Source organism: Pseudomonas sp. PDM18 (genome assembly GCF_014852585.1).
GTDB lineage: Bacteria > Pseudomonadota > Gammaproteobacteria > Pseudomonadales > Pseudomonadaceae > Pseudomonas.
Genome location: NZ_JACVBX010000010.1, coordinates 163,876 through 187,323 on the forward strand (window position 1 = coordinate 163,876; position 23,448 = coordinate 187,323).

The window sequence follows — 23,448 nt, forward strand, 5'->3', positions numbered from 1 at the left end:
GCGAATCAGGCGCGGCGGGTCAGCGGCGAGACGATATCCTCGCGCAGGGCACGCAGGTCGGCGGCGTCCTGATTGAGGTGGTGGATGGCCTTGAGCAGCTTCTGTCGGAGCAGGTCGTCCTGGACCTGCTCGACTGCCCGCATGACTTCCAGGGCCGTTGCCTCGTTGTTGGCGGCGACGGCGTCGAGAGTCTTTCGCAGGCTGCGGGTTGCGTGGTGCATGTGGGTGATCTCCTGAAAACTGCGTGCACCCTACGACCCGAGTATTTCCAATAAATTTCAACAAGTTGCTTTCCGATCAGCGGTCATGGTGTCGCACCAATGGCGCAACGATTCAAGAAAGCATGCACAGCGCCAGCAGTGGCGCCAGGTTGAGCAGCAGCACGCCGATCTTGTAGACGGCCATGCCGCCGTAATGAATCGCGTCGAAGGTTTCCACCGGCAGGGCGAACCAGCGCGAATGCAGGCGGTAGACGAAGTCATGGGCAAGGGTGAAGACGGTGAACCAGATCAGCAGGATGACGTAGTTGATCAGGGTGCAGTAGAGCAGGAAGGGTTTCAGGTCCAGGAGCGGCATGAGGATTCTCCGGCCACATACTGCATTGGAGTAGCCATCTGGCGCAGGGTTTCACCGGTTTGCCGGCGGGCGCGCGTCCGATAGCCGGCGCACTGGCCGCCGGCCATAATGCGCACCTGCTGCAAACCATGTGATCTTTGCCGCATGACCGCTGTCCGATGTGCGGACGGCTAACCTTGCCGCAACACCCTTCTTCCTCCTCTGCCTGCCGGACTCGCCATGTTCAGCCCGCTCGTCACGTTTCCCGCGCTCTACACCGCCACACTGCTGATGCTCGCCGGCTCCGGCCTGTTCACCACCTACATGGGCCTGCGCCTGACCCAGGAAGGCGTCAGCGACCTCTGGGTCGGCGGCCTGATGGCGGCGTACTACTTCGGCCTGGTCTGTGGCGGCAAGTTCGGCCACAAGCTGATCGCCGGTTTCGGCCACATCCGTTCCTACGTCGCCTGCGCCGGCATGGCCACGGTGATCGTGCTGATCCACGCGCTGGTCTCGCAGCTGGAAGTGTGGATCGTCCTGCGCTTCGTGATGGGCGCAGTGATGATGAACCAGTACATGGTGATCGAGAGCTGGCTCAACGAGCAGGCCGAAGGTCACCAGCGCGGCAAGGTGTTCGCCGGCTACATGGTGGCGGTGGATGCCGGCCTGGTCGTTGGCCAGGGCCTGCTGGCGCTGAGCCCGGCGCTGGATTACAAGCCGTTGCTGCTGGTCGCCATGTGCTTCTCGTCGTGCCTGATCCCGCTGGCGCTGACCCGCCGCGTCCACCCGGCCAAGCTGGTGGCGGCGCCGTTGGAGATCGGCTTCTTCTGGAAGCGCGTGCCGCAATCGCTGGGCACCATCTTCGTCGCCGGCTTGATGGTCGGCGCCTTCTATGGCCTGGCGCCGGTGTATGCGGCGCGCAACGGCCTGGACACCGCGCAGTCGAGCTTCTTCGTCGGCATGTGCATCGTCGCCGGCTTCTGCGCGCAGTGGCCGCTTGGCTGGCTGTCCGACCGGGTGAACCGCAGCTGGCTGATCCGCGCCAACGCCTTGCTGCTGTGCCTGGCCGCGGTGCCGATGTGGGGACTGATCGAGCTGCCCTATACGCTGCTGCTGGCGAACGGCTTCGTCACCGGCATGCTGCTGTTCACCCTCTATCCGCTGGCGGTGGCGCTGGGCAACGACCACGTCGAGCAATCGCGCCGGGTGGCGCTGTCGGCGATGCTGCTGACGACCTACGGCGTCGGCGCCTGCATCGGGCCGCTCTTCGCTGGCGCGATGATGCGTCACTTTGGCCCGGGTATGTTCTACATGCTGGTGTCGGCCTATGCGCTGATCCTTATCTTCTGGGTGCAGCCCAAGCGCGTCACCGGTGTGCATCGCGTCGACGAGGCGCCGCTGCACCACGTGGCCATGCCCGATACCGTCAGCCCGATGGCCGCCGCGCTGGACCCGCGTGTCGAGGAAGTGCCGGAGGAACTGGTGGTGGATGCGCCGGCAAGCATTGGCCGCTCCGATGGCGAACCAGACTCTGGCGAGACGAAGCACTGATCGCATTACGTTAACGCAGGAATGAGAAAGCCCGGCAGATGCCGGGCTTTTCTTTCGCCTGTCAGGCGTATTTCGTCTGGATCAGGAAACACGCTTCAGGTGGGCATCGAACACGGTGTCACCACCGGACTCGGCGACCATGTTGCTGTGCAGTTGGTCGATGGTGTGTTCGGAGCCGTTCTCGGCTACGCGGACGTCATCCATCTGCTTGTGCAGGCGGTCGATGGTGCGCTCGGAGCCATTGTCGGCAACGCGGGCGTCGTCCATTTGCTTGTGCAGGCGGTCGATGGTGCGTTCGGAACCGTTGTCGGCAACGCGGCCTTCACTCATTTGCTGGTGCAGGCGATCAATGGTGCGCTCGGTGCCGTTGGCGGCGACGCGTGCTTCGGCGCTCTGCTGCTGGAGTTGCTGGTTGCTGCGCGGCCCGTTGTTGAGGATGGCCGGGGCGGCGAACACGGCGCTGGCGGTCATCAGGGAAGTGAGTGCAAGGCTGAGGGCGATCTTGGTTTTCATGTTCAGTGGCTCCGAAAGGGGGGCGGTATGTTTTGGCTACGGGGCTATTTTCCCTTCGGATAAATCGATTTAAAAACGATGCTGCGTAATACAGAGCATCAGTGATGTCGATTATTTAGCCGGCTAATTTCTACTATCGCTGTCAGTGATGGAACGACAAAAACCGCTCTGGGGCGGTGTTTTTCGGTGAGTTTCAGGAGGTTTAAGGCAAGACGCCGTTACAAAACAGGGCTGGCTTGTCGTCGATGGCGGGGTTCGCGGGTTCCGAGTGATAAGAAAGCCCGGCGGGGCCGGGCTTTTCTCTCACCTTGCGGTGTACTGCCTGGAGCGTTACGCCTTCAGGTGGGCGTCGAAGACGGTATCGCCACCGGATTCCGCGACCATGTTGCTGTGCAGCTGGTCGACGGTGTGCTCGGAACCGTTTTCGGCCACGTTCATCTCTGCGTGCAGGCGGTCGATGGATTTGCTCGAACCGTTTTCAGCCACGCCCAGTTGCTTGTGCAGGCGGTCGACGGTCTGGCTGGAGCCGTTCTCGGCGACGTTCATTGCCTGGTGCAGGCGATCAACCGACTTGCTCGAACCGTTTTCGGCAACGCTCATCTCGCTGTGCAGGCGGTCGATGGTCTTGCTCGAACCGTTTTCAGCCACGCCCAGTTGCTTGTGCAGACGGTCGACGGTCTGGCTGGAGCCATTCTCGGCCACGTTCATTTTCTGGAGCAGGCGATCGACCGACTGGCTGGAACCGTTTTCGGCGATACGGGCCTTGGCCGCGTCCAGTAGTTTCTGCTGCTGACCCAGGCTGCGTTCGGCGCCGTCCTGAACCAGGATCTGGGTCTGGCTGGCGTTGATCACTGGGGATTCCTGCTGGGAGCCGGCGAAAGCGGCATTGGCAGCAAGTACGGAGAGGGCAAAGCCAAGTACGAGGGTGCGTTTCATGATGCGGCTCCAGAAAGAGTGGGGAGTTCGTTGGACACGGGCTCAGTATCTGTTCTGGATTATCGATTGGAAAACGATGCTGGAAGATAGTCGCTATCGATGTCGATGATTGTTTAATTTTTCATTTAAAATCATATAGTTAATTATGAAAACTGACTTATATCAACGCCTTCGATGGCCGGTATTGGTGTGATTGTTAATATCTGATTATTCGATGTATTGATCGAATAATCCTGGCTCAAGGGCTCTGGGATGCGGGTTTTGGCCGTATGGCGGAGCCCGAAAGCACGACGCCCGGCCGGAGCCGGGCATCGATCAGGGCAATGGAAAGGGGTTACTTGAGATCCTGCAGGAGGTCGGCCATGTCGTCGGCGTGCTCCTCCTCCTGGGCGAGGATCTCCTCGAACAGGCGGCGCGTGGTCGGGTCGTCATCACCCAGGTAGACGACGATCTCGCGGTAGCTGTCGACTGCAATGCGTTCGGCGACCAGATTCTCGGTGATCATCTCGCGCAGGTTGGCGCCGGCCACGTATTCGGCGTGGGAGCGTTCTGCCAGGCCTTGGGGGTTGAAGTCCGGCTCGCCGCCCAGCTGCATGATGCGCTCGGCCAGTTGGTCGGCGTGCTGCAGCTCCTGGGTGGCGTGCTCGAGGAATTCGGCGGCGGCCACGCTGGCCTTCAGTCCGGTGGCCATGAAGTAGTGGCGCTTGTAGCGCAGGTAGCAGACCAGTTCGGTGGCCAGCGACTCGTTGAGCAGACGCAGCACGGTCTTGCGGTCGGCATGGTAGCCCTCGGTCACTGCGCCATCCTCGATGTTCTGGCGCGCCCTCTGGCGCAGGGTCTGGACGTCGGTCAGTTGTGCCTGGTTCATCAGATGTCTCCTTACGGCGGGCCTTGTTGCGGGCCGGCGCTGCGGTGGCGCGCGGCGTGTTTCGGGTCACAAGGGTGTGAGTCGCAGGTCATCGGGAAAGTTTGGTTTTTTTTGCCTGGAGCGCCGCTGCTCAGAATTGCCCCGCAGATTGCGGGAGCCATCACCTCGCTATGCTGGTCCAAGACGACAGGCCAAGGGAGAATGCCGGCCCGGCATGCTCAGGCGGCCGATGATGACCGGCAGCGGCGTGGGGACGTCGCTGCTTCCACCGACGCGGCAAGCAGGGAGTTCAGGTATGACGCGCGGGAAAAGAATCTGCCTCTGGAGCTTCACGGGTTTCATCGCGGTGATCGCCGCGCTGGTGGTGTTCATCGCCACCTTCGACTGGAACCGCGTGAAGCCGACCATCAATGAGAAAGTCTCGGCCGAGCTGGGACGCCCCTTCGCCATCAATGGCGACCTGCAGGTGTTCTGGCGCACCGAGCCGGAAGAGGGCGGTTGGCGTGCCTATGTGCCGTGGCCGCACTTCAGCGCGGCGGACATCACCCTGGGCAATCCCGAATGGGCCGCTGGCAAGACGCGTTCGACGAACTTTGCCAGCCTGGAAAAGGTGGAATTCCGCCTCGCCCCGCTGCCGCTGCTGTGGCAGACCGTGAATATCCCGCAGATCGTCCTCACCCGCCCCAGCGCCGATCTGCTGCGGCTCGCGGATGGGCGCGCAACCTGGACCTTCGAACTGCCGAAAAAGGAAGAAGATCCCAACGCCCCGCCCGAGCAGTCGTCTTGGAAGCTGGATATCGGCGAGATCGGCTTCGACAAGGGCAGCGTCACCCTCGATGATCAGCACCTGAAGACCCGCCTGGAGCTGCTGGTGGACCCGCTCGGCAAGCCGGTGCCGTTTGGCGAACTCGCAGGCAAGGCGCTGGCCGGCGGTGACAAGGCCGAGACCCAGGACTATGTGTTCGGCTGGAAGCTCAAGGGCCAGTACAAGGGGCTGCCGCTCAACGGCTCGGGCAAGGTCGGCGGCATGCTTGCCCTGCAGAATGCTGCCAAGCCCTTCCCGGTGCAGGCTGATGTCTCCGCCGGGAGCACCCGCGCGAGCATCGTTGGCACGCTGGTCGACCCGCTGAATCTCGGCGCGCTGGACCTGCGCCTGAAGCTGGCTGGCACCAGCATGGCCAATCTCTTCCCACTCACCGGCGTGACCCTGCCCGATACGCCGGCCTACGAGACCGACGGCCGTCTGAAAGCCGAGTTACACGATTCGGCCGGCGCGCAGTTCCACTATGAGAACTTCAACGGCAAGGTCGGCGACAGCGATCTGCATGGCGACCTGGTGTTCGTCAATCGCCAGCCGCGGCCCAAGCTCTCCGGCAAGCTGCGCTCGGACCAGCTGCGCATGGCCGACCTCGGTCCGCTGATCGGCGCCGACTCCAACAAGGAGAAGCAGGCGCGTGGCCAGAGCACCCGTCAGCCGGCGGACAAGGTGCTGCCGGTGGAGGAGTTCCGCACTGACCGCTGGCGCGCCATGGACGCCGACGTGGAGTTCACCGGCAAGCGCATCGTCCACAGCGACAAGCTGCCGATCAGCGACCTCTATACCCACCTGGTGCTCAATGACGGCCTGCTCACCCTGGAGCCGCTGCGCTTCGGCGTGGCCGGCGGCACGCTGGATTCGCACATCCGCCTGGACGGCGGCAAGACGCCGCTGCAGAGCAAGGTCCAGTTACAGGCGCGCAGTTTCAAGCTCAAGGAGCTGTTCCCCAGCTTCGCGCCGATGCAGTCGAGCTTCGGCGAGCTGAACGGCGACGCGGCCATCAGCGGCACCGGCAATTCGGTGGCAACCATCCTCGCGGGCGCCAACGGCGAGATGAAGCTGCTGATCAACGACGGGCGCATCAGCCGCAGCCTTATGGAAATTGCCGGGCTCAACGTGGGCAACTACGTGGTGAACAAGTTGTTTGGCGATGACGAGGTGAAGATCAATTGCGCCGCCGCCGACGTGGGCATCGCCAGTGGCGTGGCCAAGCCGCGGGTGTTCGCCTTCGATACCGAGAACGCGATCATCACGGTGGACGGTACGGCCAACTTCGCTACCGAGCAGTTGGACCTGGACATCACTCCACAGAGCAAGGGCGTGCGCATCTTCTCCCTGCGCTCGCCGCTTTATGTGCAGGGCACCTTCAAGAACCCAAAGGCGGGTGTGCATGTATTGCCACTGGCGGCACGCGGTGCGGGGATGGTCGCCCTGGGCGTGGCCGTGGCCCCTGCGGCTGCGCTGTTGGCGCTGATCGCGCCGAGCAAGCAGGACGACAATCAGTGCGCCGCCCTGCTGGGGCAGATGAAGCAGCCGGCGAAAGCGCCCACGAAGGGCAAATGAGCTCCTGCCGGTGACGCTATTGCGTAGGGCGGATAACCCGGTACGGGTTATCCGCCATTCAGGCGGATAACGCCTTAGGCGTTATGCGCCCTGCCGGCTGATCAGTAGATCGGCACGTACAGATCGGTTTCCGAGGCCGGGTCCTGCGGGCCGAGGAAGCGCTCGGTGTAGCGCTCCAGGTCCACGCCTTTCTTCGGCTCCAGACCGTGGCGGGCCAGCAGGCTGGAATAGATGGCCTGGAAACTGTCGGCGATGGCGCTGACCGGGCCGATGTGGGTGAACACCGCGTACTTCTGCGCAGGCACAGCGAAGCTGAGCATGCCCTCTGGTACGGCCGCGCCGGCGTCCACCGGCAGGCCGGCGATGTAGTGGAACTCGCCGCCCGGCAGCTGGGTGCAGACGCCATAGGCGGTCTTGTCCGTCGTGCTGGCCGCGACTTCCTGTTCGCGTGGCAGGAAGCGCTGCCACAGTTGGCCGATGCTGTCGCCCGGCGCACTGCCGCGGTAGTCCATGCCCACTACTTCGAAGGCGGGCAGTTCGATGATGCGGTATTTCATGGGCGACTCCTGAGATGGCTGTAGGGATGATAGACGGCCATCGTGTAGCGGGAATATCCCCGGCGTCGGCGACTATGGCGACGGCCTAATGAAAAAGGCCCCCGCCGTCGGGCGAGGGCCTTGTCGTCACGGAGCAAACGCCGTCACGGCTGGTAGTCGCGCTCGTGGCGATCCAGTTCGGAACAGGTCATGAAGCCCGATCCGTCCACCCGGCCACTGCCGTCGAAGCTCACGTAGAAGGGCTGTTGCTGCCCGTCCTTGCTGAGGATGTAGCTGTTGCAGCTGCCCGGCTTCATCAGGCGCTTCTGGGTTGCCGATGGGGTGCCGCCGATCTTCAGGACTTCTTCCTGGCTCATCCCTTTCTCGACGTTGCGCACCAGCGGCTCATCGCGATAGGTGATGTAGTTGACCGGGTTCTGCACCTTGGTGGAAGCGCAGCCCGCCACCGAAGCCAGTACCAGCAGCGCCAGCAGTGATCGCTTGTACATGGTGTTCTCCTTGGTTGAGCAACTCACTCGCTCAACTTGGAGCCCAGGCCATGATCCGGCGTTCAAGAAATCTGCGGGGAGGGGTTCACTGGGCCTCTTTCACGGCCTCGTCCAGGCGTTGCTGGTTCTGTACGTTAGCCGCATCGATCTGCTGTTTGAGCTGCTGCATCTGCTGCTGGGCCTGTTGCGCCTGTTGCGCCTGCTGGGCCTGCAGGTTGGCAGTGGTGGCCGCCGTGGCGGCAGTCTCGCCCAGGCCGCAGGCGGAGAGGACTGCGCACAGGAGCAGCAGGCTGGTCAGTTGGCAGGGGCGCATGACGGACTCCGGGCGCGAGGGGTATTACCGCCACACTAGCGCATGGCGGCATGTCCGTCAGTGAGCGCCTGCTCAGCCGTAGCGCTTCATCGCCTCGATGGCCAGGCCGTTGCCGATCCCGCCGAAACGGTCGCCGTCGACGTGACGTGCGTTGGGTAGCATCGCTGCCACGCTCTGGCGCAGCGCCGGCACGCCGGAGGAACCGCCAGTGAAGAACACCGTGTCGACCCGCGTCGGGTCCACGTCGGCGGAATTCAGCAGGTCGCTGATGCTGCCGCGCACGCGCTCCAGCAGCGGGCCGATGGCGCCTTCGAACAGCTCGCGGCTCAGCTCGGCGACCAGGCCCGGCTCGACGCGCGCCAGGTCGATGTCGCGGCGCTCGGTGTCGGACAGTTCGATCTTGCTGGCTTCCACCTGCATCGCCAGCCAGTGGCCGGCGCGCTGCTCGATAAGCTTGAACAGGCGGTCAATGCCGGTGGCGTCGACGATGTCGTAGCGCATGTTCTGCAGCGCCAGCTGGGACTTCTGCGCGTATACCGCGTTGATGGTGTGCCAGGTGGCGAGGTTGAGGTGGTAGCTGGTTGGCATGAAGGCGTCGCTCTTCATCTTGCTGCCGTAGCCGAACAGCGGCATCACGCCCTGGATGCTCAGCTGCTTGTCGAAGTCGGTACCGCCGATGTGCACGCCGCCGGTGGCGAGGATATCGCCCTGGCGGTCGGCCACTTCGCGGCGCTCTGGTGACAGGCGCACCAGAGAAAAGTCCGAGGTACCGCCGCCAATGTCGACGATGAGCACCAGCTCTTCGCGCTCGATGCTGCGCTCGTAGTCGAAGGCTGCGGCGAGCGGTTCGTACTGGAAGGACACGTCCTTGAAGCCGAGCTTCTGCGCCACGGCCACCAGGGTGTCCTGCGCTTCCTGGTCGGCCTTGGGATCATCGTCGACGAAGAACACCGGACGACCCAGCACCACGGAATCGAACTCGCGACCGGCGACCGCTTCGGCGCGCTTCTTCAGCTCGCCGATGAACAGCCCTAGCAGGTCCTTGAACGGCATGGCGCTGCCCAGCACGGTGGTCTCGCTTTTCAGCAGCGAGGAGCCCAGCAGGCTTTTCAGCGAACGCATCAGGCGGCCTTCATAGCCTTCCAGGTATTCGTGCAGGGCCAGGCGGCCGTAAACCGGACGGCGTTCCTCGACGTTGAAGAAGATCACCGAGGGCAGGGTGATCTTGTCGTCTTCCAGGGCGATCAGCGGTTCGGCGTCCGGGCGCCACCAGCCGACGGTGGAGTTGGAGGTGCCGAAGTCGATGCCCAGGGCGCGGGCCGCAGTGGTCGGGAACATGGTGCAGGATGTCCGGAGAAAAAACGGCCGCGCAGTGTACGCGAGCGCTGTAGGAAAATCAGGGTATCCGTCGGGAAGCGATGGTGGCAAAGAGGGCTTGGGGAGTAGCTTGTAGTTTTGCTACATTGTGTTCCTGTAGTTTTCCTACAAGAGTTATCCACTATCTGATTTCCGTTCTCCCACCCGTACAAGCAGTTGGATCCCACCATGCACAGAGCCTCCTTCCACGAATTGCGCAAGGATTTCCGCGCCTTACTGAATTCTTCAGCCTGCTATCACACCGCTTCGGTGTTCGATCCAATGTCCGCGCGCATCGCCGGCGACTTGGGGTTCGAAGTGGGCATCCTGGGCGGTTCTGTAGCTTCACTACAAGTTTTGGCGGCGCCTGATTTCGCGCTGATCACCCTGAGCGAATTCACCGAGCAGGCCACCCGCATCGGCCGTGTCGCCCGCCTGCCGGTGATCGCCGATGCCGACCACGGCTACGGCAACGCGCTCAACACCATGCGTACCATCGTCGAGCTGGAGCGCGCTGGCGTGGCCGCGCTGACCATCGAGGACACCCTGCTGCCGGCGCAGTTCGGCCGCAAGTCCACCGACCTGATCCCGGTCGAGGAAGGCGTCGGCAAGATCCGCGCGGCGCTGGAAGCGCGCATCGATTCGGAAATGGCGATCATCGCCCGCACCAACGCCGAAGTGCTGGAAGTGGACGATGTGATCCGCCGCACCCTGGCCTACCAGGCCGCTGGCGCCGACGGCATCTGCATGGTCGGCATCCGCGACTTCGATCACCTGGAAGCCATCTCCCGCCACCTGTCCGTGCCGCTGATGCTGGTGTCCTACGGCAACCCCGAGCTGCGCGACGACGCGCGCCTGGCCGAGCTGGGCGTGCGCATCGTGGTCGACGGTCATGCCGCCTACTTCGCGGCGATCAAGGCCACCTACGACTGCCTGCGCGAGCAGCGCGGCGTGCATGCCTCCGACCTGACCGCTTCGGAGCTGGCCAAGAAATACACGCTGCCCGAGGAGTACCAGATCTGGGCGCGCGAATACATGGAAGTCAAAGAGTAGGACCGCCTGTTCTGTTCTTTTCTGCCCTGGGCCGCTCAGCGACGCGGCAGATGCGCCAGCAGGTATTCGACCTGGGCGTTGAAGGGATAGAGCAGAGTGCCTTCGGGTTTCTCCGCCTTGCGCAGGTAGCTCCAGCGCGAGAGCAGGGAGTCCCGGCTGGCACCGGCGGGTAACGCCGCCAGACGTTCGCCGATCTGTACCTGCAGTTCCCCGATGCGTGCCGCATCCTCCCCGCTTTCCTTCCCCAGCAAACGCCCGTTGGCGCGCCGCGCCTCTAGCAGTGCCAGCTCGCGCAATTCGTCTTCAAGCCCCTGTCGCACCGGCTCCCGCGCGAGGATGAAGGTGTCGAACAATCCGGCCACCTCTCGTGTCTGCGCGACTGCGTTTTGCAGGTCCACGTCCTTCTGCGAGTAAGCCGCGCGCACCTGCTCCAGTGTTTGTCGATAGAGCTGCCAGAGGTCCTTCAGGTTGGCCGCATTCTTCTGCTGTGACAGCTGCTGCTCGAAGCTTGGCGCGAGGCCATCCAGCCGCGTGAGGAAACGATCATCGCCGGTGGCGCTGTACAGCAGCAGGTAGCGCTCCATGTCGCGCAGGCCGGCATCCACGGCGTCGGCATTGGCGGCGCGCGGCAACAGGCCGGCGAGCAGGAGGCTGGCGATCAGGGTGCAGGCTTGGCGCATGGCGGGGTTCCGATAGTCAAAGGTCTCCCAATTCTCGGCAGGCATGCCTGTGCGGGCTATCAGACGTATCTGGTTCACCAGCGACGCGTTCGTCGCTTAGCGCGCCATCGCCCTTGCAATCACCAATGCCGCCCTGCATATCTTCTGGAAAACACGACTATTCCACGGGAGGTTGCCATGGCCAGCGGCTGGGCAAACGACGGAGCGGTTCAGGAGCAGATCGACAGCACCATCGAGGACGCCATCGCACGGGCGCGCAACCAGATGCCAAAGGGCGAGAGTCTGACCCATTGCGAGGAATGCGATGCGCCTATCCCCGAGGCGCGGCGCAAGGCTATCCCCGGCGTGCGCCTGTGCGTGAAGTGCCAGGCCGAGCACGACAAGGAGCAGGCCAACTACGCCGGCTACAACCGCCGCGGCAGTAAGGACAGCCAGTTGCGCTGACGCACTTTGGCTGGATATGAAAACGGCGCCCTTGGGCGCCGTTTCGATTTTTTGAATCGCGGTATTGCTGGCGAGCCTGGAGTTCCCTTGTAAGAGCACTTGTCTGCTTTCCGGCGAGTTTGTGCCGACGTTTCCCCCTCACCCCAGCCCTCTCCCCGAGAGAGAGGGAGCAGATTGTGCCGGCTGATGCGGTAGTTTCATCCTGCACCGAACGGTCCCTTCTCGCTCAGGGGCGGGGTCCGCAGCCAGGCTGAAGGCAGTTCCGAGCCCTGGAGTACCACTGTCAGCGAGCCATGCCCGAGATCGCGCGCATGGCACGCTTCTACAGGCGTGTGCCCGGATCGAGCGGCACCAGTACGCTGAAGGTGATGATGCCGTCGGCCTGCTCCACCTCGATGCGGCCGCCGTGGGCGCTGACGATGGCCTGGGAGATGTACAGGCCGATGCCCAGCCCGCTCTTGTTGCGGCCATGGCCACCGACGTCCTGCTTGAACGGCTCGAAGAGGTTGGCGATGCGCGGCTCGTCCAGCGCTTCGGCTTCGTTGAGGATGCTCAGCCGCGCCAGTTCATCCTGGCGGCGCAGCTCCACCAGCACCGGGCGACCGGGACGGCCATGGTGGCGGGCGTTGCTCAACAGGTTGGCGATCACCTGCAGATAGCGGTCCGGGTCGACCTGCGCCTGTACGTCATCCTCGATGGCGGTCTCGATGGACAGGCCGGGATAGGCCACGTCGGTTTCCTGGACGATGTCGCGCACCAGTCGCGAGAGGTCGGCGGCCACCGGCTTCACCGTCATTCCCGCGCCGCTCTGCAGCCGGCTCATTTCCAGTATCTGGCTGATCAGGCGTTCCATACGGGTGCTGGAATAGGTGATGTGCTGGCGCAATTCGGCGTTGCGCACGTCGCTGGAGGAAAGCATCGCTGCCGCCATGGAAATCGATTGCAGCGGGTTGCGCAGGTCGTGGCCGAGTACGGCGATCAGGCGCTGGCGCATGCGGTCGATTTCGCCGGCCCGGTTCAGGCACAGCTCCACCAGTTCAGTGCGCAGCTTCTCGGCGATGGAGAGGTCGATGCCGGTCCAGGGCATGGAGCGCCCGCGAACCACTTCCTCCCAGGCTTCGAACGAGCCGCGGGGAGTCAGGCGCGCTCCGGAGGGCCCGGTCTTGATGATTTTCTCCGGCTTGCCGCCCCAGCGGATGCGATGTACCTGCTCCAGGCGCAGCCAGACGATCCAGCCCGACTCCTGGCGATGGAAACGGATGGCCATGACGCCGCAATAGCGTGGGTCGTGCAGATCGTTGGGCAGTACGAGGCGCTGGTCGCTGTGGAACAGATCCAGCTCCTCGTTCTGCTGCAGTTGGGCGACGATCGCCACTGCCAGGTCGTCGAAGTCACCACCGATGCTGCTGGCGCGCCCGCCGAGCATCACCACCGCGCCATCGCACGGCAGCAGGTCGGCGATGTTGGCGCCGGGGCGCGACAGGGCGCTGAGCAGGTCGTCGGAGTCGCGGGTGCGGCGCAGCAGCGCCTGCTGGCGCTCGGAGGCCTGGCGCAGCAGTTCGCTGACGCGGCTCTGCTCCAGGCGCTCGACCATGGCGCTGCACACCTGGGAAAACACCTGGAAGGACATGCGGATCGGATAAGGTACTACCTTCGGGCTCATGTGGTGACAGGAGAACAGCCCCCACAGGCGCCCGCCGACCACGATGGAAATGCTCATCGAGGCGCGCACGCCCATGTTGGCGAGGTACTCGCAATGGATCGGCGAGACGCTGCGCAGGGTGCTGAAACTCAGGTCGAACGGCTTGCCGCTGCGCGGGTTCAGCGTGGGGCGCACGGCCACCGGCTGGTAGGCCGCATCGCCGATCAGGCGCACCGGATTCTGCAGGTACAGGCGCCGCGCCTGGGCGGGAATGTCCGAGGCCGGGTAGCGCTGGCCCAGGTAGCTTTCCAGGTCCTCGCGGCGGGATTCGGCGACCACTTCACCGGAGTCGTCCTCGTTGAAGCGGTAGGCCATGACGCGGTCGTAGCCGGTCATCCGCCGCACTTCCTCGGTGACGCTGACCAGCAGACTCTCTACGTCGTTGCGCAGCTGCAGCTGGCTGACCAGGCGCTGGGCGTTGAGGGCGAAGGTGGTGAAGGACGCGGTGCCGGCGGCGCGCCGCTCGAATTCCAGGTAGCGCACGCCGTCATGGCTGTGGCCGATCACGTCGAAGAAGCGCCGGTTGATCCGCGCTTCCACACTGTTGACCCAGGGAACTTCGTCGCTGAGCCCTTGGGCGAGCATTGCCAGCACGCCGGGGCCGACGTCGGCCTCCGCCAGCGGCTCGCCCAGCGTCGGGGCGATGCCCAGCAGGGGGCCGAGATTGTCGCTGAAGCCGAGCACGTTGCCCTGCTCGTCGAGGGCGATCAGCGCGCCGTGGGGCTGGATCGCGCCGGGCACATGGATGGGTTCGTCCTCGCAGTTGGCGAGGGTGACCGTCTGTTCGCTCATGTCGGGACCGCCTGGCGCGGTGCGGTGTCCAGCACCCAGTCGCGGAACGAGGTGAAGGCGCGCACCGCGGCAGCCTGGGCGAGGGCAATCTCTTCGGGCGTAGTGACATGCTCGGCCAGCAGGCGCTGGAAGGCGGCCCAGCGCTCGCCGGTGTGTTCGCCGTAGCCTTGCAGCCAGCGCAGTGGCAGAGGTTCGAGAGGGGCCTTGAGGCGCTTGTAGAGCACCCGTCCGCCCAGGGTCGCGCCCTCAGCGACATAGGCGATGCCGAAGGCTTCGGCGAGGTTGTTCGCCACCGGTGCAGCGGGGCAGTCGGGCCGGTCGGCGGTGACCTGCGGGCCTGCCTGCAGGTCGGCTTCCAGCCATCGGCTCTTGCCGCGACGCAGGAGTGCATCTTCGGCGTCGGGCCAGTGTGGCCAGAGAGCTTGCTCCAGCGGCCGCATCCAGCCCAGCACGCGTGCAGCGTGGTCGAGGTAGTCGGCACGGGTCAGTGCGAAGGTAAGCGGCGAACGGCTGTCTAAGTCGGCATGCAGTTCATGGGTGGCGGCGCGCAAGGCAGCCAGCGCGGGCGAGATGCCCGGGCGTTCGTTCGGTTGCGAAGTCATCGCCGTCATCGCGGGTCCACCTTTTCTTCGAGCTGCGAAGCATAGCAGCTCGTGCTGCGCGACCAGGGCGGCGAGAGAAAAATTGATCGAATAGTCAGGAGCGTCGCGTTGACGGCGACTTGTTTGATCGCGAGTGGGCGACAGCGCCTGTACAGCAGTGCGCGGTGCGCATGAAAAAAGGCCGCCGCAGTTCGCTGCGGCGGCCCTGGTTCACGGCGGGGTCAGAAGTTGACCTTCAGGCCCAGCGTCACCGCCTGGTCGCGGTAGCCGTTGTCGCCGAACTGTTTGCCCACTTCACCCCAGACGTTGACCCGGCTGTTCACCTTGCTGGTGGCGCCGAGTTTGACTTCGAAGATGTCGCTGGCGCCGTCCATTTCGAACTTGGTGCTGCCCATCTTCGCGCCGAAGTCGTCGGTGTTATGGATCCAGTTGGTTTCCACATAGGGCTCCACACCATAGGTGTTGGCGAAGCCGCCTTCCTTGTTGCTGCGCACGGCGGCGCGGGCACCAAGCCGGGTCATGATGTTGCCGTCGCCCTGGCCGGTGACCTTGGTGCCATTGGCCTCGCGGTGGCTGTCGGCCTTCACGCCCATGTAGACGACCTGTGCCTGCGGCTGGACGTAGTAGCTGGCGCTTTCGGTCTTCGCCACGGTGAAGGTTTTGCCGGCCTCGATGGAAGCGGTGATGCCCTTGGCGTCGTATGTCTCCTTGGCCAGTTGCTCGCCGCGAACTTCGGCATCGAAATCATTCCACAATATCCAGCTGTCGACGTAGGCGCCGTTTTCATCGTCCTTGTTCTCGTACCAGGTGCCATAGACGCCCAGGCTGTAGCCGTCGATCTCGCCGCGCGAGCTGTAGCCGGTGATGCGCGACTTGGTCGTGGAGTTGCCGTTGGCGTAGCCGGCCATCACGCCGACGACCCAGTCGCCGTTGTCGGTCTGCTTGCGGTACAGGTCGCTGCCCAGTTGCAGCACGTAGCGGTTGGATTCGGTCTTCAGTTGCCCGCTGTTGTCTTCCCAACGGCTGGAGCCGTCGACGTTGCGCATCCAGAGCATCGAGGTGACCTGCTTGCCGGTGTCCGGATCGACGTAGGTCAGGTTGCCGGTGCGGTCATGCAGGCGGTGCAGGAACATTGTGTTCGCCGCCGCGAGGTTGGCGGTGTAGCTGCCGCCTTCGGGCTGGCGCACGCGGTCCTTGTCGTTGGGAGTGGGTTTCTCCGGCACCGGGGCGGTCGGGCCCGGATCGACCGGGCCGGGATCTTCCGGACCCGGATCAACGGGACCTGGGTCTTCGGGACCGGGATCGACGGGACCGGGGTCTTCGGGGCCTGGGTCGACAGGATCGGGATCTTCCGGCTCTGGTTCGGTCGGCCTGTACGAGGTCAGGTACCAGTCGCTGTCCGCGCCGGTCGAGCCGACGAAGCTGCCGCCGCGGCGCAGCATGTACTCGTAGCCGCCCTCGGTCACCCGGTCGGATTTGAACTCGCCGGCCGAGGTACCGCCGACGGTGATCATCTGGATGCCTTCCAGGGTCTCGGCGCCGGGGCCGTCGGTATTGTTGACGGTCACGCGGGTCTCGCCCGAGGTGTTACCGGCCACCGCCAGCTTGTCGGTCTCGGAGGTGTCGTCACCCAGATAGGTGTTCATCACCAGGTGGCCGCCGCCGCTGAAGTCGCCATCCACTGTCAGGGTCTTGTAGGTGTAGGCACCGTGTTCGTCGTGGCGGTCGTAGACCAGTTGGGCTCCGTCGGTGAGAGCCAGGTTGGTGAGGTTGGAGTTGCCGGTCATGAACCAGTGGCTGCTCGCGCCGTCCATCGCCAGGTTGATCACGCCGTCGGTGGCGGTGCTGGTGGTGCCGTTGAGGTAGGAGCCGGCGGCCATGTTCAGGTCGATGACGCCGGTCTTATCGGCATACAGCCACATGCCCTTGCGGTTCTGTGCATCGGCTGCAGCGCTGCTGTCGAGGTGATACACGGAGGCGGCTTCCGAGCGGATGAGCGAATCTGCTCCGGAAGCGTAGAGCGCGCGATTGCCGTCTGCGACAGTGACGCTGGTATCGCCCTGCAAGTACACCTGCCCACCGCGATCGCCGTTCTTGTCCGCTGCCGTCTGGGCATAGATGCCGTAGGCGTTGGTCTTTTCGGTGGTGATGCTGGTATCGCCCAGGCGAATCACGCCGCCGCGATTGGCATACACCGCGTGCGCGGAGCTGCCCTTGGAGACAATGGTGCTGCCGTCGCCGAGGATCACCTCTGCGTCGCCCCAGTAGGTGTTGGCCGACAGCGAGCGGTTGCCGGCGTAGACCGCGTATCCCGTACCATCCAGCGAGTTGGCGCCGCTGCCGTTGGTGGTGATCTGTGCACCGCTGCCCAGCTCGATGAGGTTCTTGCCACCGTTCTTCGATGTGTTGGCGCGTACGCCCATGCCCGAACCTTCGGCGGTGATGATGGCTCCGTCACCGACCCGTACCTCGGAGTTCAGCGCGTTCTCGGTGACGTTGATGCCATCGGCCGAGCTGCCCTTGGTGACGATGTGCAGCTTCTCGATGTTGATCTTGCTGCCGCCGTTGTTGGCCTGGATCGCGTCCGATTTGCTGGATGCGGTGGTGATCGACACGTCCTTGAGGTTGTACTTCGAGCTGTTGCCATAGATGCCGAAGCCGGTGGGCGTGAAGGACTGATCTTCACCCGTGGTGTCGATCACGATTTTCTCGTAGGTCGATGTATCGCCGGGTGCCCAGTAGATGGTGGTCGTGCAGTTGAGGGTCGTGCCATTTGCGGCACAGGAGCCCGCGGTGGCGCCGCCGCTGTGGGCGAGCATGCTGGCGGCCAAGGCGATATGGGCGGCCAACAGAGTCTTCTTGAAGCGCATTGCAAACCTCCTTGCCTCCGTCGCCACGTGACGATTCGGGGCATGTTTCCAGCGCCTGGAGCCGTTCTTGGCTGGTGATCGCAAGAGCTGGCTTGCGGATCGGTTCCTGCTTTCGCTGGACGATGGCGCCTGACGAGTCAGGCCTGGGGAGGGCAAGGCCGTAAATGTTCGAGCCCTGCCCAATCCGCTGCGGAGGGGGCGCGTCGGATCAGTGGACTCATTGTTCAGAAAGCGTTCAGCTAGCCGAATAAGACGAATCTCAATCGGCCTGGAGCAGAGCAGGGGAACGAGAGAAGCTTGATTTATCGCAATGGACAAACGCCGGACCGGGCATTGCGCACCGGTTCGCCGTTAGTAGTTGGAATGGGTCAGAAGAGGAAGTACCGCTGCGCCATCGGCAGCACCTCAGCCGGTTCGCACCAGAGCAACTGCCCATCCGCGCGTACCTGATAGTTCTGCGCATCGACCTCGATGTGCGGCAGGTAGGCGTTGTGGATCAGGTCGGTTTTCTGCACCGTGCGGCAGCCCTTCACCACGCCGATGGCCTTGTGCAGGCCCAGCTCGTGGTGCACGCCGAGCTCGAATGCCGCCTGGCTGAGGAAGGTCAGGCAGGTGGCGTGGCGGCTGCCGCCGTAGCTGGCGAACATCGGCCGGTAGTGCACGGGCTGCGGCGTCGGGATCGACGCGTTGGCGTCGCCCATCAGGCTGGCGGCGATGGCGCCGCCCTTGAGGATCAGGCTCGGCTTCACGCCGAAGAAGGCCGGGCGCCAGAGCACCAGGTCGGCAAGCTTGCCTACTTCGATGCTGCCCACTTCATGGGCCACGCCGTGGGTGATCGCCGGGTTGATGGTGTACTTGGCGATGTAGCGTTTCGCGCGGAAGTTGTCGTTGCGCGCGCCGTCGCCGTCCAGTGTCCCGCGCTGCTGCTTCATCTTGTCGGCGGTCTGCCAGGTGCGTGTGATCACTTCGCCGACGCGGCCCATGGCCTGGCTGTCGGAACTGATCATGCTGAAGGCGCCGAGGTCGTGGAGGATGTCCTCGGCGGCGATGGTCTCGCGGCGGATGCGCGACTCGGCGAAGGCCACGTCTTCGGCGATGCTCGGGTCCAGGTGGTGGCAGACCATGAGCATGTCCAGGTGTTCGTCGATGGTGTTGCGGGTGAAGGGCCGGGTGGGGTTGGTCGAGCTGGGCAACACGTTGGCGAAACCGCAGGCCTTGATGATGTCCGGCGCGTGGCCGCCACCGGCGCCCTCGGTGTGGTAGGTGTGGATGGTGCGGCCCTTGAATGCGGCCAGGGTGGTTTCGACAAAGCCGGATTCGTTGAGGGTGTCGGTGTGGATCGCCACCTGCACGTCGAGGCGGTCGGCTACCGAGAGACAGTTGTCGATGGCCGCCGGGGTGGTGCCCCAGTCCTCGTGCAGCTTCAGGCCGATGGCGCCGGCGCGCACCTGTTCTTCCAGCGGCAGCGGCAGGCTGGCGTTGCCCTTGCCGGTGAAGCCGATGTTCATCGGGAAGGCATCCGCGGCCTGGAGCATGCGCGCCATGTGCCACGGACCGGAGGTGCAGGTGGTGGCGTTGGTGCCGGTGGCCGGCCCGGTGCCGCCACCGATCATGGTGGTGACCCCGCTCATCAGCGCCTCTTCGATCTGCTGCGGGCAGATGAAGTGGATGTGCGTGTCGATACCGCCGGCGGTGAGGATCATGCCCTCGCCGGCGATGACTTCGGTGCTGGCGCCCAGCGCGATAGTCACGCCGGGCTGGATGTCCGGGTTGCCGGCCTTGCCGATGGCGGCGATGCGCCCGTGCTTGAGGCCGACGTCGGCCTTGACGATGCCCCAGTGGTCGAGGATCAGCGCGTTGGTGATCACCGTGTCGACGACGTCGGCCGCGCAAAGCTGGCCCTGGCCCATGCCGTCGCGGATGACCTTGCCGCCGCCGAACTTCACTTCCTCGCCGTAGACGGTGAAGTCCTGCTCCACCTCGATCCACAGGGCGGTATCGGCCAGGCGCACGCGGTCGCCGACGGTGGGGCCGAACATGTCGGCGTAGGCTTGGCGGCTTATTTTCATCGGGGCTCCTTGGCGGTTGGCGTTATTCGTTTTCTTCCTGGGCTTTGTACGTGGGGCTTAACCCTCTCTCTAGCCGTGGCAAGGAGTTACAAAGAGCCCATCACCCGTCCGGCAAATCCATAAACCTTGCGGTCGCCGGCCAGTTCGACCAGCTCCACCTCGCGGCTCTGCCCCGGCTCGAAGCGCACGGCGGTGCCTGCCGGGATGTTCAGGCGCATGCCGCGCGCGGCGTTGCGGTCGAACAGCAGCGCATCGTTGGTCTCGAAGAAGTGGTAGTGCGATCCGACCTGGATCGGTCGGTCGCCGCTGTTGGCCACCGTCAGCGCGAGGGTGCGACGGCCGGCGTTGAGTTCGATCTCGCCGGGCTGGATGTCGTATTCGCCAGGGATCATGGGGAGCTCCGTGGGTCGAGGATCAGTTGCATGAAGGTCAGGTCCAGCCAGCGTCCGAACTTCTGGCCCACCTGCGGCATCTGCCCGGTGGTAGCGAAGCCCAGGCGTTCGTGCAGGCGGATCGACGCCGTGTTGTCACTTTCAATGGCCGCGACCATCACATGCAGGCCCTGGACGCGGGCACGCTCGATCAGCGCCTGCATCAGTAGCGGACCGAGGCCCTTGCCGCGCTGGTCGGCACGCACGTAGACCGAGTGCTCGACCGTCTCGCGGAAGCCGTCGAAGGCGCGCCATGGGCCGTAGCTGGCGTACCCGACCACTTCGCCGCCGTCCTCGGCCACCAGCACCGGGAAGCCCTGCTGTGTGCGCATTTCCAGCCAGACGCGGCGGTTCTCCAGGTCGATGGCGACCTCGTTCCAGATCGCGGTGGTGTTGAGCACGGCGTCGTTGTAGATGTCGCGCAGACTGCCGAGGTCGGCTTGGCTGGCGTCGCGGATGAGCATGTCGGTTCCTCAGGTTCGCAGGGCGAATGAAGCGGCACGCTTCATCGGCCATAGTCTTTGCGCCGCCGGTTGAGCGTGCGCGATCAGGCGATGGGCTGGTGCACAGTGACCAGCTTGGTGCCGTCCGGGAAAGTGGCTTCCACCTGGATCTCCGGGATCATTTCCGGCACGCCCTCCATCACCTGTTCACGGGTCAGCAGCGTGGTGCCGTAGTGCATCAGGTCGGCGACCGTCTGGCCATCCCGCGCGCCTTCGAGCAGGGCTGCGGAGATCAGTGCCACGGCCTCCGGGTAGTTGAGCCTTACACCACGGGCGAGGCGGCGCTCGGCGACCAGGCCGGCGGTGAAGATCAGCAGCTTGTCCTTCTCGCGAGGGGTCAAATCCATCTCAGGTGCTCCAGATACGGGGAGGAACGGCCTCGCGGCCGAGCAGCGCCGGCCGCAACCGGCGCCAGAGTTCGATGAGCCAGGCACGGGCGTGCAGCGCCTCATGGGCGAGGCAGCGGGCGACTACCAGGCCGGGCAGTTGGGTGAGGTTGCCGCGCCCCTGGCAGGGGATGGCGCGGCAGGCTTCGATCAGCGTCGCGTCGATCTGTCCGCTGGCGATCAGCGTCGCCATCACTGGGTGGCCGGCAAGGCCGATGGGTGAGTCGAGCAGGCGGTCGTTGCCGGTCACGCGCTGGCGCTCGTGCCACAGGCGCTGGCCGTCTCGGCGGATGTCCAGAGCGGCGGCGAAGTGGCCGTCTTCGAAGCGCTCGCGGCTGGCTGGGCGGCCGAGGGCGACGACGTCCCAGTAGAACAGCCGGGCGGTGGCTTCGAGGTCGATGCGAGTCGTCAGCTCGGCCTGCGCGCCGGAGTAGACGATGGTTTCCTGCGGCAGCCATTCCAGCGTGGCGCCAGGGCCAACGCGGATGTCCAGCTGCTGCTTCGCCGGGCAGCCGGCGCGGTACCACTTGGCAGCGCCGGGGCTGGTGAGCTGTACCCAGCTGTCCTGGCTGGCATGGATATCGATGTCGAGCGTATCGCCACCGGCGATACCACCGGGCGGATGCACGACGATATGTTGGCAAACCTGCGGCCCTTCCGCGTACAGGTGCTTCTGCACCCGCAGCGGCCCGAGGTGACGCCGGGTGACTGGCCGCGTGCTGTCGCCGGTGCGGGCATAGGCCAGCTCCAGCTCGGCGTGCCAGGCGGGGTGGAAAAGGATGGCCGGTGCGTTCATGGGCAGCTGCAAAACCAGGGATGCTCAGGACAGAGCAAGCAGCGTGCCGGGATGCGCCAGGATAGTGCGTGGTGCTCTCCAGACGTGCGGCAAGACAGCGTCGGCGCGGGTTCGACGACAGTCGAGACGATTGTCCGATCGGTCAGGTATGGGCGCGGTTGCGGTGCATTGAGGGGTTCGGCGCACCGCATTGGTGCGGATTTTCCTGTAGGACCGCCAGGCCGTGGGGGCTCAGCCCAGCTGCTTGCGCATGTATACGCGGCGGAAGCCGTTTTCCAGCCGGCGCGCATATTCCTGGTAGCCGTTCTTCGCGTACAACTCGATGTTTTCCACCATGCGCTCGTTGGTGTAGAGGTACAGCGACTGGTAGCCCAGTTGCACGGCAGCCTCTTCGGCATGCACCAGCAGTTCGCGGCCGATGCCTTGCCCTGCGCACTCGGGTAGCACAGCGATGTTGTCGAGCAGGAAGCCCTCGTCGGTCTCGCGCATCACCAGCAGGCCGACTGGCGCGCCGTCCTGTTCGGCGATCAGCACGCGGTCCTCGGCGATCACCGCGTGGTAGTCGTCGAGCATCGGCCCTGGCTTGCGGCCCAGCTTGGGAATCCACTGGGCGTAGGCTGCCGCCACGCAGACCGCGGCGAATCCGGCGTCGTCGTTGACGGCGGGGCGCAGGGTGATCGGCATGGGAGGCTCCAGGAAAAACGAATACGGGGCCTGGCAGCTTGCCACCCGCTGCCATCATTCGCCAGTGACAGGTCGTCTCACGAGCTTGCTGGCGAACCCGCCGACAGGTCGGCTCAGATCGTCACCAATCCACGTACACCGTCGCTTTCCATGTCTGCGCCGCGGCCCTGCTGGACTATCTCGCCACGGGACATCACCAGGTACTGGTCGGCCAGGTCGGCGGCGAAATCGTAGAACTGCTCCACCAGCAGGATGGCCATGTCGCCACGTTCGGCGAGCTTGCGGATCACCGCGCCGATCTCCTTGATTACCGAGGGTTGGATGCCTTCGGTGGGCTCGTCGAGGATCAGCAGGCGCGGCCGGCTGGCCAGTGCGCGGCCGATGGCGAGCTGTTGCTGCTGGCCGCCGGAGAGGTCGCCGCCGCGACGCTGCTTCATCTCCCGCAGCACCGGGAACAACTCATAGATGAACTCCGGCACGGCCTTGGCTTCGCCGGCGCTGAACCGCGACAGGCCCATCAGCAGGTTTTCTTCCACGGTGAGACGAGGAAAGATTTCCCGCCCCTGGGGCACGTAGGCGATGCCGGCGTGCACGCGCTGGTGCGGCTTGAAACCGGTGATCGGCTTGCCCTCCCAGCTGACCTTGCCATCCTTGGCCGGCACCAGGCCCATCAGGCAGCGCAGCAGGGTGGTCTTGCCCACGCCGTTGCGTCCGAGCAGGCAGGTGACCTCGCCGATCTTCGCGTCGAATGACAGGCCACGCAGGATGTGGCTGCCGCCGTAGTACTGGTGCAGTTTGTCGACTTGCAGCATGGATTGGTTCCTAGGCTCTTGGCTTTGAGAGCGCCGTTGTAAAGGGCCGTGATCGCGCCTGTGGATGCAAGGCGCCGGATACTTCACCCAGCGGAGTTGCCGACTGG

Annotated in this window: 24 protein-coding genes; 4 read left to right on the forward strand and 20 right to left on the reverse strand. The window is 64.5% G+C overall.

The genetic code is table 11. From position 1 onward, the window contains the following. Positions 1-5: 5 nt before the first annotated feature. Positions 6-221, reverse strand: a complete 216-nt coding sequence (locus IB274_RS20385; RefSeq protein WP_192434200.1) for a hypothetical protein — start codon at positions 219-221, stop codon at positions 6-8. A gap of 112 nt (positions 222-333) precedes the next feature. Then, a complete protein-coding gene (locus IB274_RS20390) occupies positions 334-576 on the reverse strand; it encodes a DUF6868 family protein (protein ID WP_192434202.1) in 243 nt (80 codons plus the stop codon). A gap of 219 nt (positions 577-795) precedes the next feature. On the opposite strand from IB274_RS20390, the gene IB274_RS20395 reads away from it, so the two are divergent. Next, complete coding sequence (locus tag IB274_RS20395) at positions 796-2,106, forward strand: MFS transporter (protein ID WP_192434204.1); 1,311 nt, start codon at positions 796-798, stop codon at positions 2,104-2,106. An 81-nt stretch (positions 2,107-2,187) separates the two neighbouring features. On the opposite strand, the gene IB274_RS20400 is transcribed toward IB274_RS20395, so the two are convergent. From IB274_RS20400 to IB274_RS20410, 3 genes are all read right to left on the reverse strand, one after another. Beyond that, positions 2,188-2,619 (reverse strand): phage infection protein, encoded by a 432-nt coding sequence (locus IB274_RS20400; protein WP_192434206.1) that lies wholly within the window; start codon positions 2,617-2,619, stop codon positions 2,188-2,190. Between the two features lie 330 nt (positions 2,620-2,949). Further along, complete coding sequence (locus tag IB274_RS30180; protein ID WP_192434209.1) at positions 2,950-3,555, reverse strand: hypothetical protein; 606 nt, start codon at positions 3,553-3,555, stop codon at positions 2,950-2,952. A gap of 334 nt (positions 3,556-3,889) precedes the next feature. Next, complete coding sequence (locus IB274_RS20410) at positions 3,890-4,423, reverse strand: ferritin-like domain-containing protein (RefSeq protein WP_192434211.1); 534 nt, start codon at positions 4,421-4,423, stop codon at positions 3,890-3,892. A gap of 295 nt (positions 4,424-4,718) precedes the next feature. On the opposite strand from IB274_RS20410, the gene IB274_RS20415 reads away from it, so the two are divergent. Then, a complete protein-coding gene (locus tag IB274_RS20415; RefSeq protein WP_192434213.1) occupies positions 4,719-6,803 on the forward strand; it encodes an AsmA family protein in 2,085 nt (694 codons plus the stop codon). A gap of 101 nt (positions 6,804-6,904) precedes the next feature. On the opposite strand, the gene IB274_RS20420 is transcribed toward IB274_RS20415, so the two are convergent. From IB274_RS20420 to IB274_RS20435, 4 genes are all read right to left on the reverse strand, one after another. Then, the gene (locus IB274_RS20420) at positions 6,905-7,360 is read right to left on the reverse strand and encodes a GyrI-like domain-containing protein (protein WP_192434215.1); all 456 of its coding nucleotides are present in this window, start codon (positions 7,358-7,360) and stop codon (positions 6,905-6,907) included. Positions 7,361-7,503: 143 nt separating this feature from the next. Further along, complete coding sequence (osmE, locus tag IB274_RS20425; RefSeq protein ID WP_151188470.1) at positions 7,504-7,848, reverse strand: osmotically-inducible lipoprotein OsmE; 345 nt, start codon at positions 7,846-7,848, stop codon at positions 7,504-7,506. An 85-nt stretch (positions 7,849-7,933) separates the two neighbouring features. Further along, positions 7,934-8,161: a hypothetical protein gene (locus tag IB274_RS20430; protein WP_192434217.1), complete on the reverse strand. Its 228-nt coding sequence runs from the start codon at positions 8,159-8,161 to the stop codon at positions 7,934-7,936. A gap of 72 nt (positions 8,162-8,233) precedes the next feature. Then, the gene (locus IB274_RS20435) at positions 8,234-9,499 is read right to left on the reverse strand and encodes an Hsp70 family protein (protein ID WP_192434219.1); all 1,266 of its coding nucleotides are present in this window, start codon (positions 9,497-9,499) and stop codon (positions 8,234-8,236) included. Between the two features lie 207 nt (positions 9,500-9,706). On the opposite strand from IB274_RS20435, the gene IB274_RS20440 reads away from it, so the two are divergent. Continuing rightward, positions 9,707-10,570 (forward strand): isocitrate lyase/PEP mutase family protein, encoded by an 864-nt coding sequence (locus tag IB274_RS20440; protein WP_017518216.1) that lies wholly within the window; start codon positions 9,707-9,709, stop codon positions 10,568-10,570. 35 nt (positions 10,571-10,605) lie between these two features. Here the strand turns inward: IB274_RS20440 and IB274_RS20445 are convergent, their stop codons facing one another. Continuing rightward, positions 10,606-11,250 (reverse strand): hypothetical protein, encoded by a 645-nt coding sequence (locus IB274_RS20445; protein WP_192434221.1) that lies wholly within the window; start codon positions 11,248-11,250, stop codon positions 10,606-10,608. A 177-nt stretch (positions 11,251-11,427) separates the two neighbouring features. On the opposite strand from IB274_RS20445, the gene IB274_RS20450 reads away from it, so the two are divergent. Next, positions 11,428-11,694: a DksA/TraR family C4-type zinc finger protein gene (locus IB274_RS20450; RefSeq protein WP_192434223.1), complete on the forward strand. Its 267-nt coding sequence runs from the start codon at positions 11,428-11,430 to the stop codon at positions 11,692-11,694. 322 nt (positions 11,695-12,016) lie between these two features. Here the strand turns inward: IB274_RS20450 and IB274_RS20455 are convergent, their stop codons facing one another. The 10 genes from IB274_RS20455 to urtE all read right to left on the reverse strand — a co-directional run bounded on the left by IB274_RS20455 (position 12,017) and on the right by urtE (position 23,341). Beyond that, entirely contained in the window at positions 12,017-14,188 is a 2,172-nt protein-coding gene (locus IB274_RS20455) for a GAF domain-containing protein (RefSeq protein ID WP_192434231.1), read from the reverse strand. After that, the gene (locus IB274_RS20460; protein WP_192434233.1) at positions 14,185-14,790 is read right to left on the reverse strand and encodes a biliverdin-producing heme oxygenase; all 606 of its coding nucleotides are present in this window, start codon (positions 14,788-14,790) and stop codon (positions 14,185-14,187) included. The genes IB274_RS20455 and IB274_RS20460 overlap by 4 nt, the downstream gene beginning before the upstream one ends. A 221-nt stretch (positions 14,791-15,011) precedes the next feature. After that, a complete protein-coding gene (locus IB274_RS20465) occupies positions 15,012-17,660 on the reverse strand; it encodes an autotransporter outer membrane beta-barrel domain-containing protein (protein WP_192434235.1) in 2,649 nt (882 codons plus the stop codon). 368 nt (positions 17,661-18,028) lie between these two features. Next, positions 18,029-19,729 carry an urease subunit alpha gene (ureC, locus tag IB274_RS20470; RefSeq protein ID WP_192434237.1) on the reverse strand — a complete coding sequence of 567 codons (1,701 nt, stop codon included), beginning with the start codon at positions 19,727-19,729 and terminating at the stop codon, positions 18,029-18,031. An 86-nt stretch (positions 19,730-19,815) separates the two neighbouring features. Then, the gene (locus IB274_RS20475) at positions 19,816-20,121 is read right to left on the reverse strand and encodes an urease subunit beta (RefSeq protein ID WP_192434244.1); all 306 of its coding nucleotides are present in this window, start codon (positions 20,119-20,121) and stop codon (positions 19,816-19,818) included. Continuing rightward, entirely contained in the window at positions 20,118-20,624 is a 507-nt protein-coding gene (locus IB274_RS20480) for a GNAT family N-acetyltransferase (protein WP_192434246.1), read from the reverse strand. The genes IB274_RS20475 and IB274_RS20480 overlap by 4 nt, the downstream gene beginning before the upstream one ends. Before the next feature lie 83 nt (positions 20,625-20,707). After that, positions 20,708-21,010 carry an urease subunit gamma gene (locus IB274_RS20485; RefSeq protein ID WP_192434248.1) on the reverse strand — a complete coding sequence of 101 codons (303 nt, stop codon included), beginning with the start codon at positions 21,008-21,010 and terminating at the stop codon, positions 20,708-20,710. A gap of 1 nt (position 21,011) precedes the next feature. Beyond that, a complete protein-coding gene (locus IB274_RS20490; RefSeq protein ID WP_192434249.1) occupies positions 21,012-21,845 on the reverse strand; it encodes an urease accessory protein UreD in 834 nt (277 codons plus the stop codon). Between the two features lie 231 nt (positions 21,846-22,076). Further along, positions 22,077-22,529 carry a GNAT family N-acetyltransferase gene (locus tag IB274_RS20495; RefSeq protein WP_138214098.1) on the reverse strand — a complete coding sequence of 151 codons (453 nt, stop codon included), beginning with the start codon at positions 22,527-22,529 and terminating at the stop codon, positions 22,077-22,079. Between the two features lie 113 nt (positions 22,530-22,642). After that, the gene (gene urtE / locus IB274_RS20500) at positions 22,643-23,341 is read right to left on the reverse strand and encodes an urea ABC transporter ATP-binding subunit UrtE (RefSeq protein WP_192434251.1); all 699 of its coding nucleotides are present in this window, start codon (positions 23,339-23,341) and stop codon (positions 22,643-22,645) included. Positions 23,342-23,448: the final 107 nt, after the last annotated feature.

Bases quoted from the DNA above. Each gene is read 5' to 3' on its own strand.
- IB274_RS20385 (WP_192434200.1), bottom strand. From the start codon at position 221: ATGCACCACGCAACCCGCAGCCTGCGAAAGACTCTCGACGCCGTCGCC.
- IB274_RS20390 (WP_192434202.1), bottom strand. From the start codon at position 576: ATGCCGCTCCTGGACCTGAAACCCTTCCTGCTCTACTGCACCCTGATC.
- IB274_RS20395 (WP_192434204.1), top strand. From the start codon at position 796: ATGTTCAGCCCGCTCGTCACGTTTCCCGCGCTCTACACCGCCACACTG.
- IB274_RS20400 (WP_192434206.1), bottom strand. From the start codon at position 2,619: ATGAAAACCAAGATCGCCCTCAGCCTTGCACTCACTTCCCTGATGACC.
- IB274_RS30180 (WP_192434209.1), bottom strand. From the start codon at position 3,555: ATGAAACGCACCCTCGTACTTGGCTTTGCCCTCTCCGTACTTGCTGCC.
- IB274_RS20410 (WP_192434211.1), bottom strand. From the start codon at position 4,423: ATGAACCAGGCACAACTGACCGACGTCCAGACCCTGCGCCAGAGGGCG.
- IB274_RS20415 (WP_192434213.1), top strand. From the start codon at position 4,719: ATGACGCGCGGGAAAAGAATCTGCCTCTGGAGCTTCACGGGTTTCATC.
- IB274_RS20420 (WP_192434215.1), bottom strand. From the start codon at position 7,360: ATGAAATACCGCATCATCGAACTGCCCGCCTTCGAAGTAGTGGGCATG.
- osmE (WP_151188470.1), bottom strand. From the start codon at position 7,848: ATGTACAAGCGATCACTGCTGGCGCTGCTGGTACTGGCTTCGGTGGCG.
- IB274_RS20430 (WP_192434217.1), bottom strand. From the start codon at position 8,161: ATGCGCCCCTGCCAACTGACCAGCCTGCTGCTCCTGTGCGCAGTCCTC.
- IB274_RS20435 (WP_192434219.1), bottom strand. From the start codon at position 9,499: ATGTTCCCGACCACTGCGGCCCGCGCCCTGGGCATCGACTTCGGCACC.
- IB274_RS20440 (WP_017518216.1), top strand. From the start codon at position 9,707: ATGCACAGAGCCTCCTTCCACGAATTGCGCAAGGATTTCCGCGCCTTA.
- IB274_RS20445 (WP_192434221.1), bottom strand. From the start codon at position 11,250: ATGCGCCAAGCCTGCACCCTGATCGCCAGCCTCCTGCTCGCCGGCCTG.
- IB274_RS20450 (WP_192434223.1), top strand. From the start codon at position 11,428: ATGGCCAGCGGCTGGGCAAACGACGGAGCGGTTCAGGAGCAGATCGAC.
- IB274_RS20455 (WP_192434231.1), bottom strand. From the start codon at position 14,188: ATGAGCGAACAGACGGTCACCCTCGCCAACTGCGAGGACGAACCCATC.
- IB274_RS20460 (WP_192434233.1), bottom strand. From the start codon at position 14,790: ATGACTTCGCAACCGAACGAACGCCCGGGCATCTCGCCCGCGCTGGCT.
- IB274_RS20465 (WP_192434235.1), bottom strand. From the start codon at position 17,660: ATGCGCTTCAAGAAGACTCTGTTGGCCGCCCATATCGCCTTGGCCGCC.
- ureC (WP_192434237.1), bottom strand. From the start codon at position 19,729: ATGAAAATAAGCCGCCAAGCCTACGCCGACATGTTCGGCCCCACCGTC.
- IB274_RS20475 (WP_192434244.1), bottom strand. From the start codon at position 20,121: ATGATCCCTGGCGAATACGACATCCAGCCCGGCGAGATCGAACTCAAC.
- IB274_RS20480 (WP_192434246.1), bottom strand. From the start codon at position 20,624: ATGCTCATCCGCGACGCCAGCCAAGCCGACCTCGGCAGTCTGCGCGAC.
- IB274_RS20485 (WP_192434248.1), bottom strand. From the start codon at position 21,010: ATGGATTTGACCCCTCGCGAGAAGGACAAGCTGCTGATCTTCACCGCC.
- IB274_RS20490 (WP_192434249.1), bottom strand. From the start codon at position 21,845: ATGAACGCACCGGCCATCCTTTTCCACCCCGCCTGGCACGCCGAGCTG.
- IB274_RS20495 (WP_138214098.1), bottom strand. From the start codon at position 22,529: ATGCCGATCACCCTGCGCCCCGCCGTCAACGACGACGCCGGATTCGCC.
- urtE (WP_192434251.1), bottom strand. From the start codon at position 23,341: ATGCTGCAAGTCGACAAACTGCACCAGTACTACGGCGGCAGCCACATC.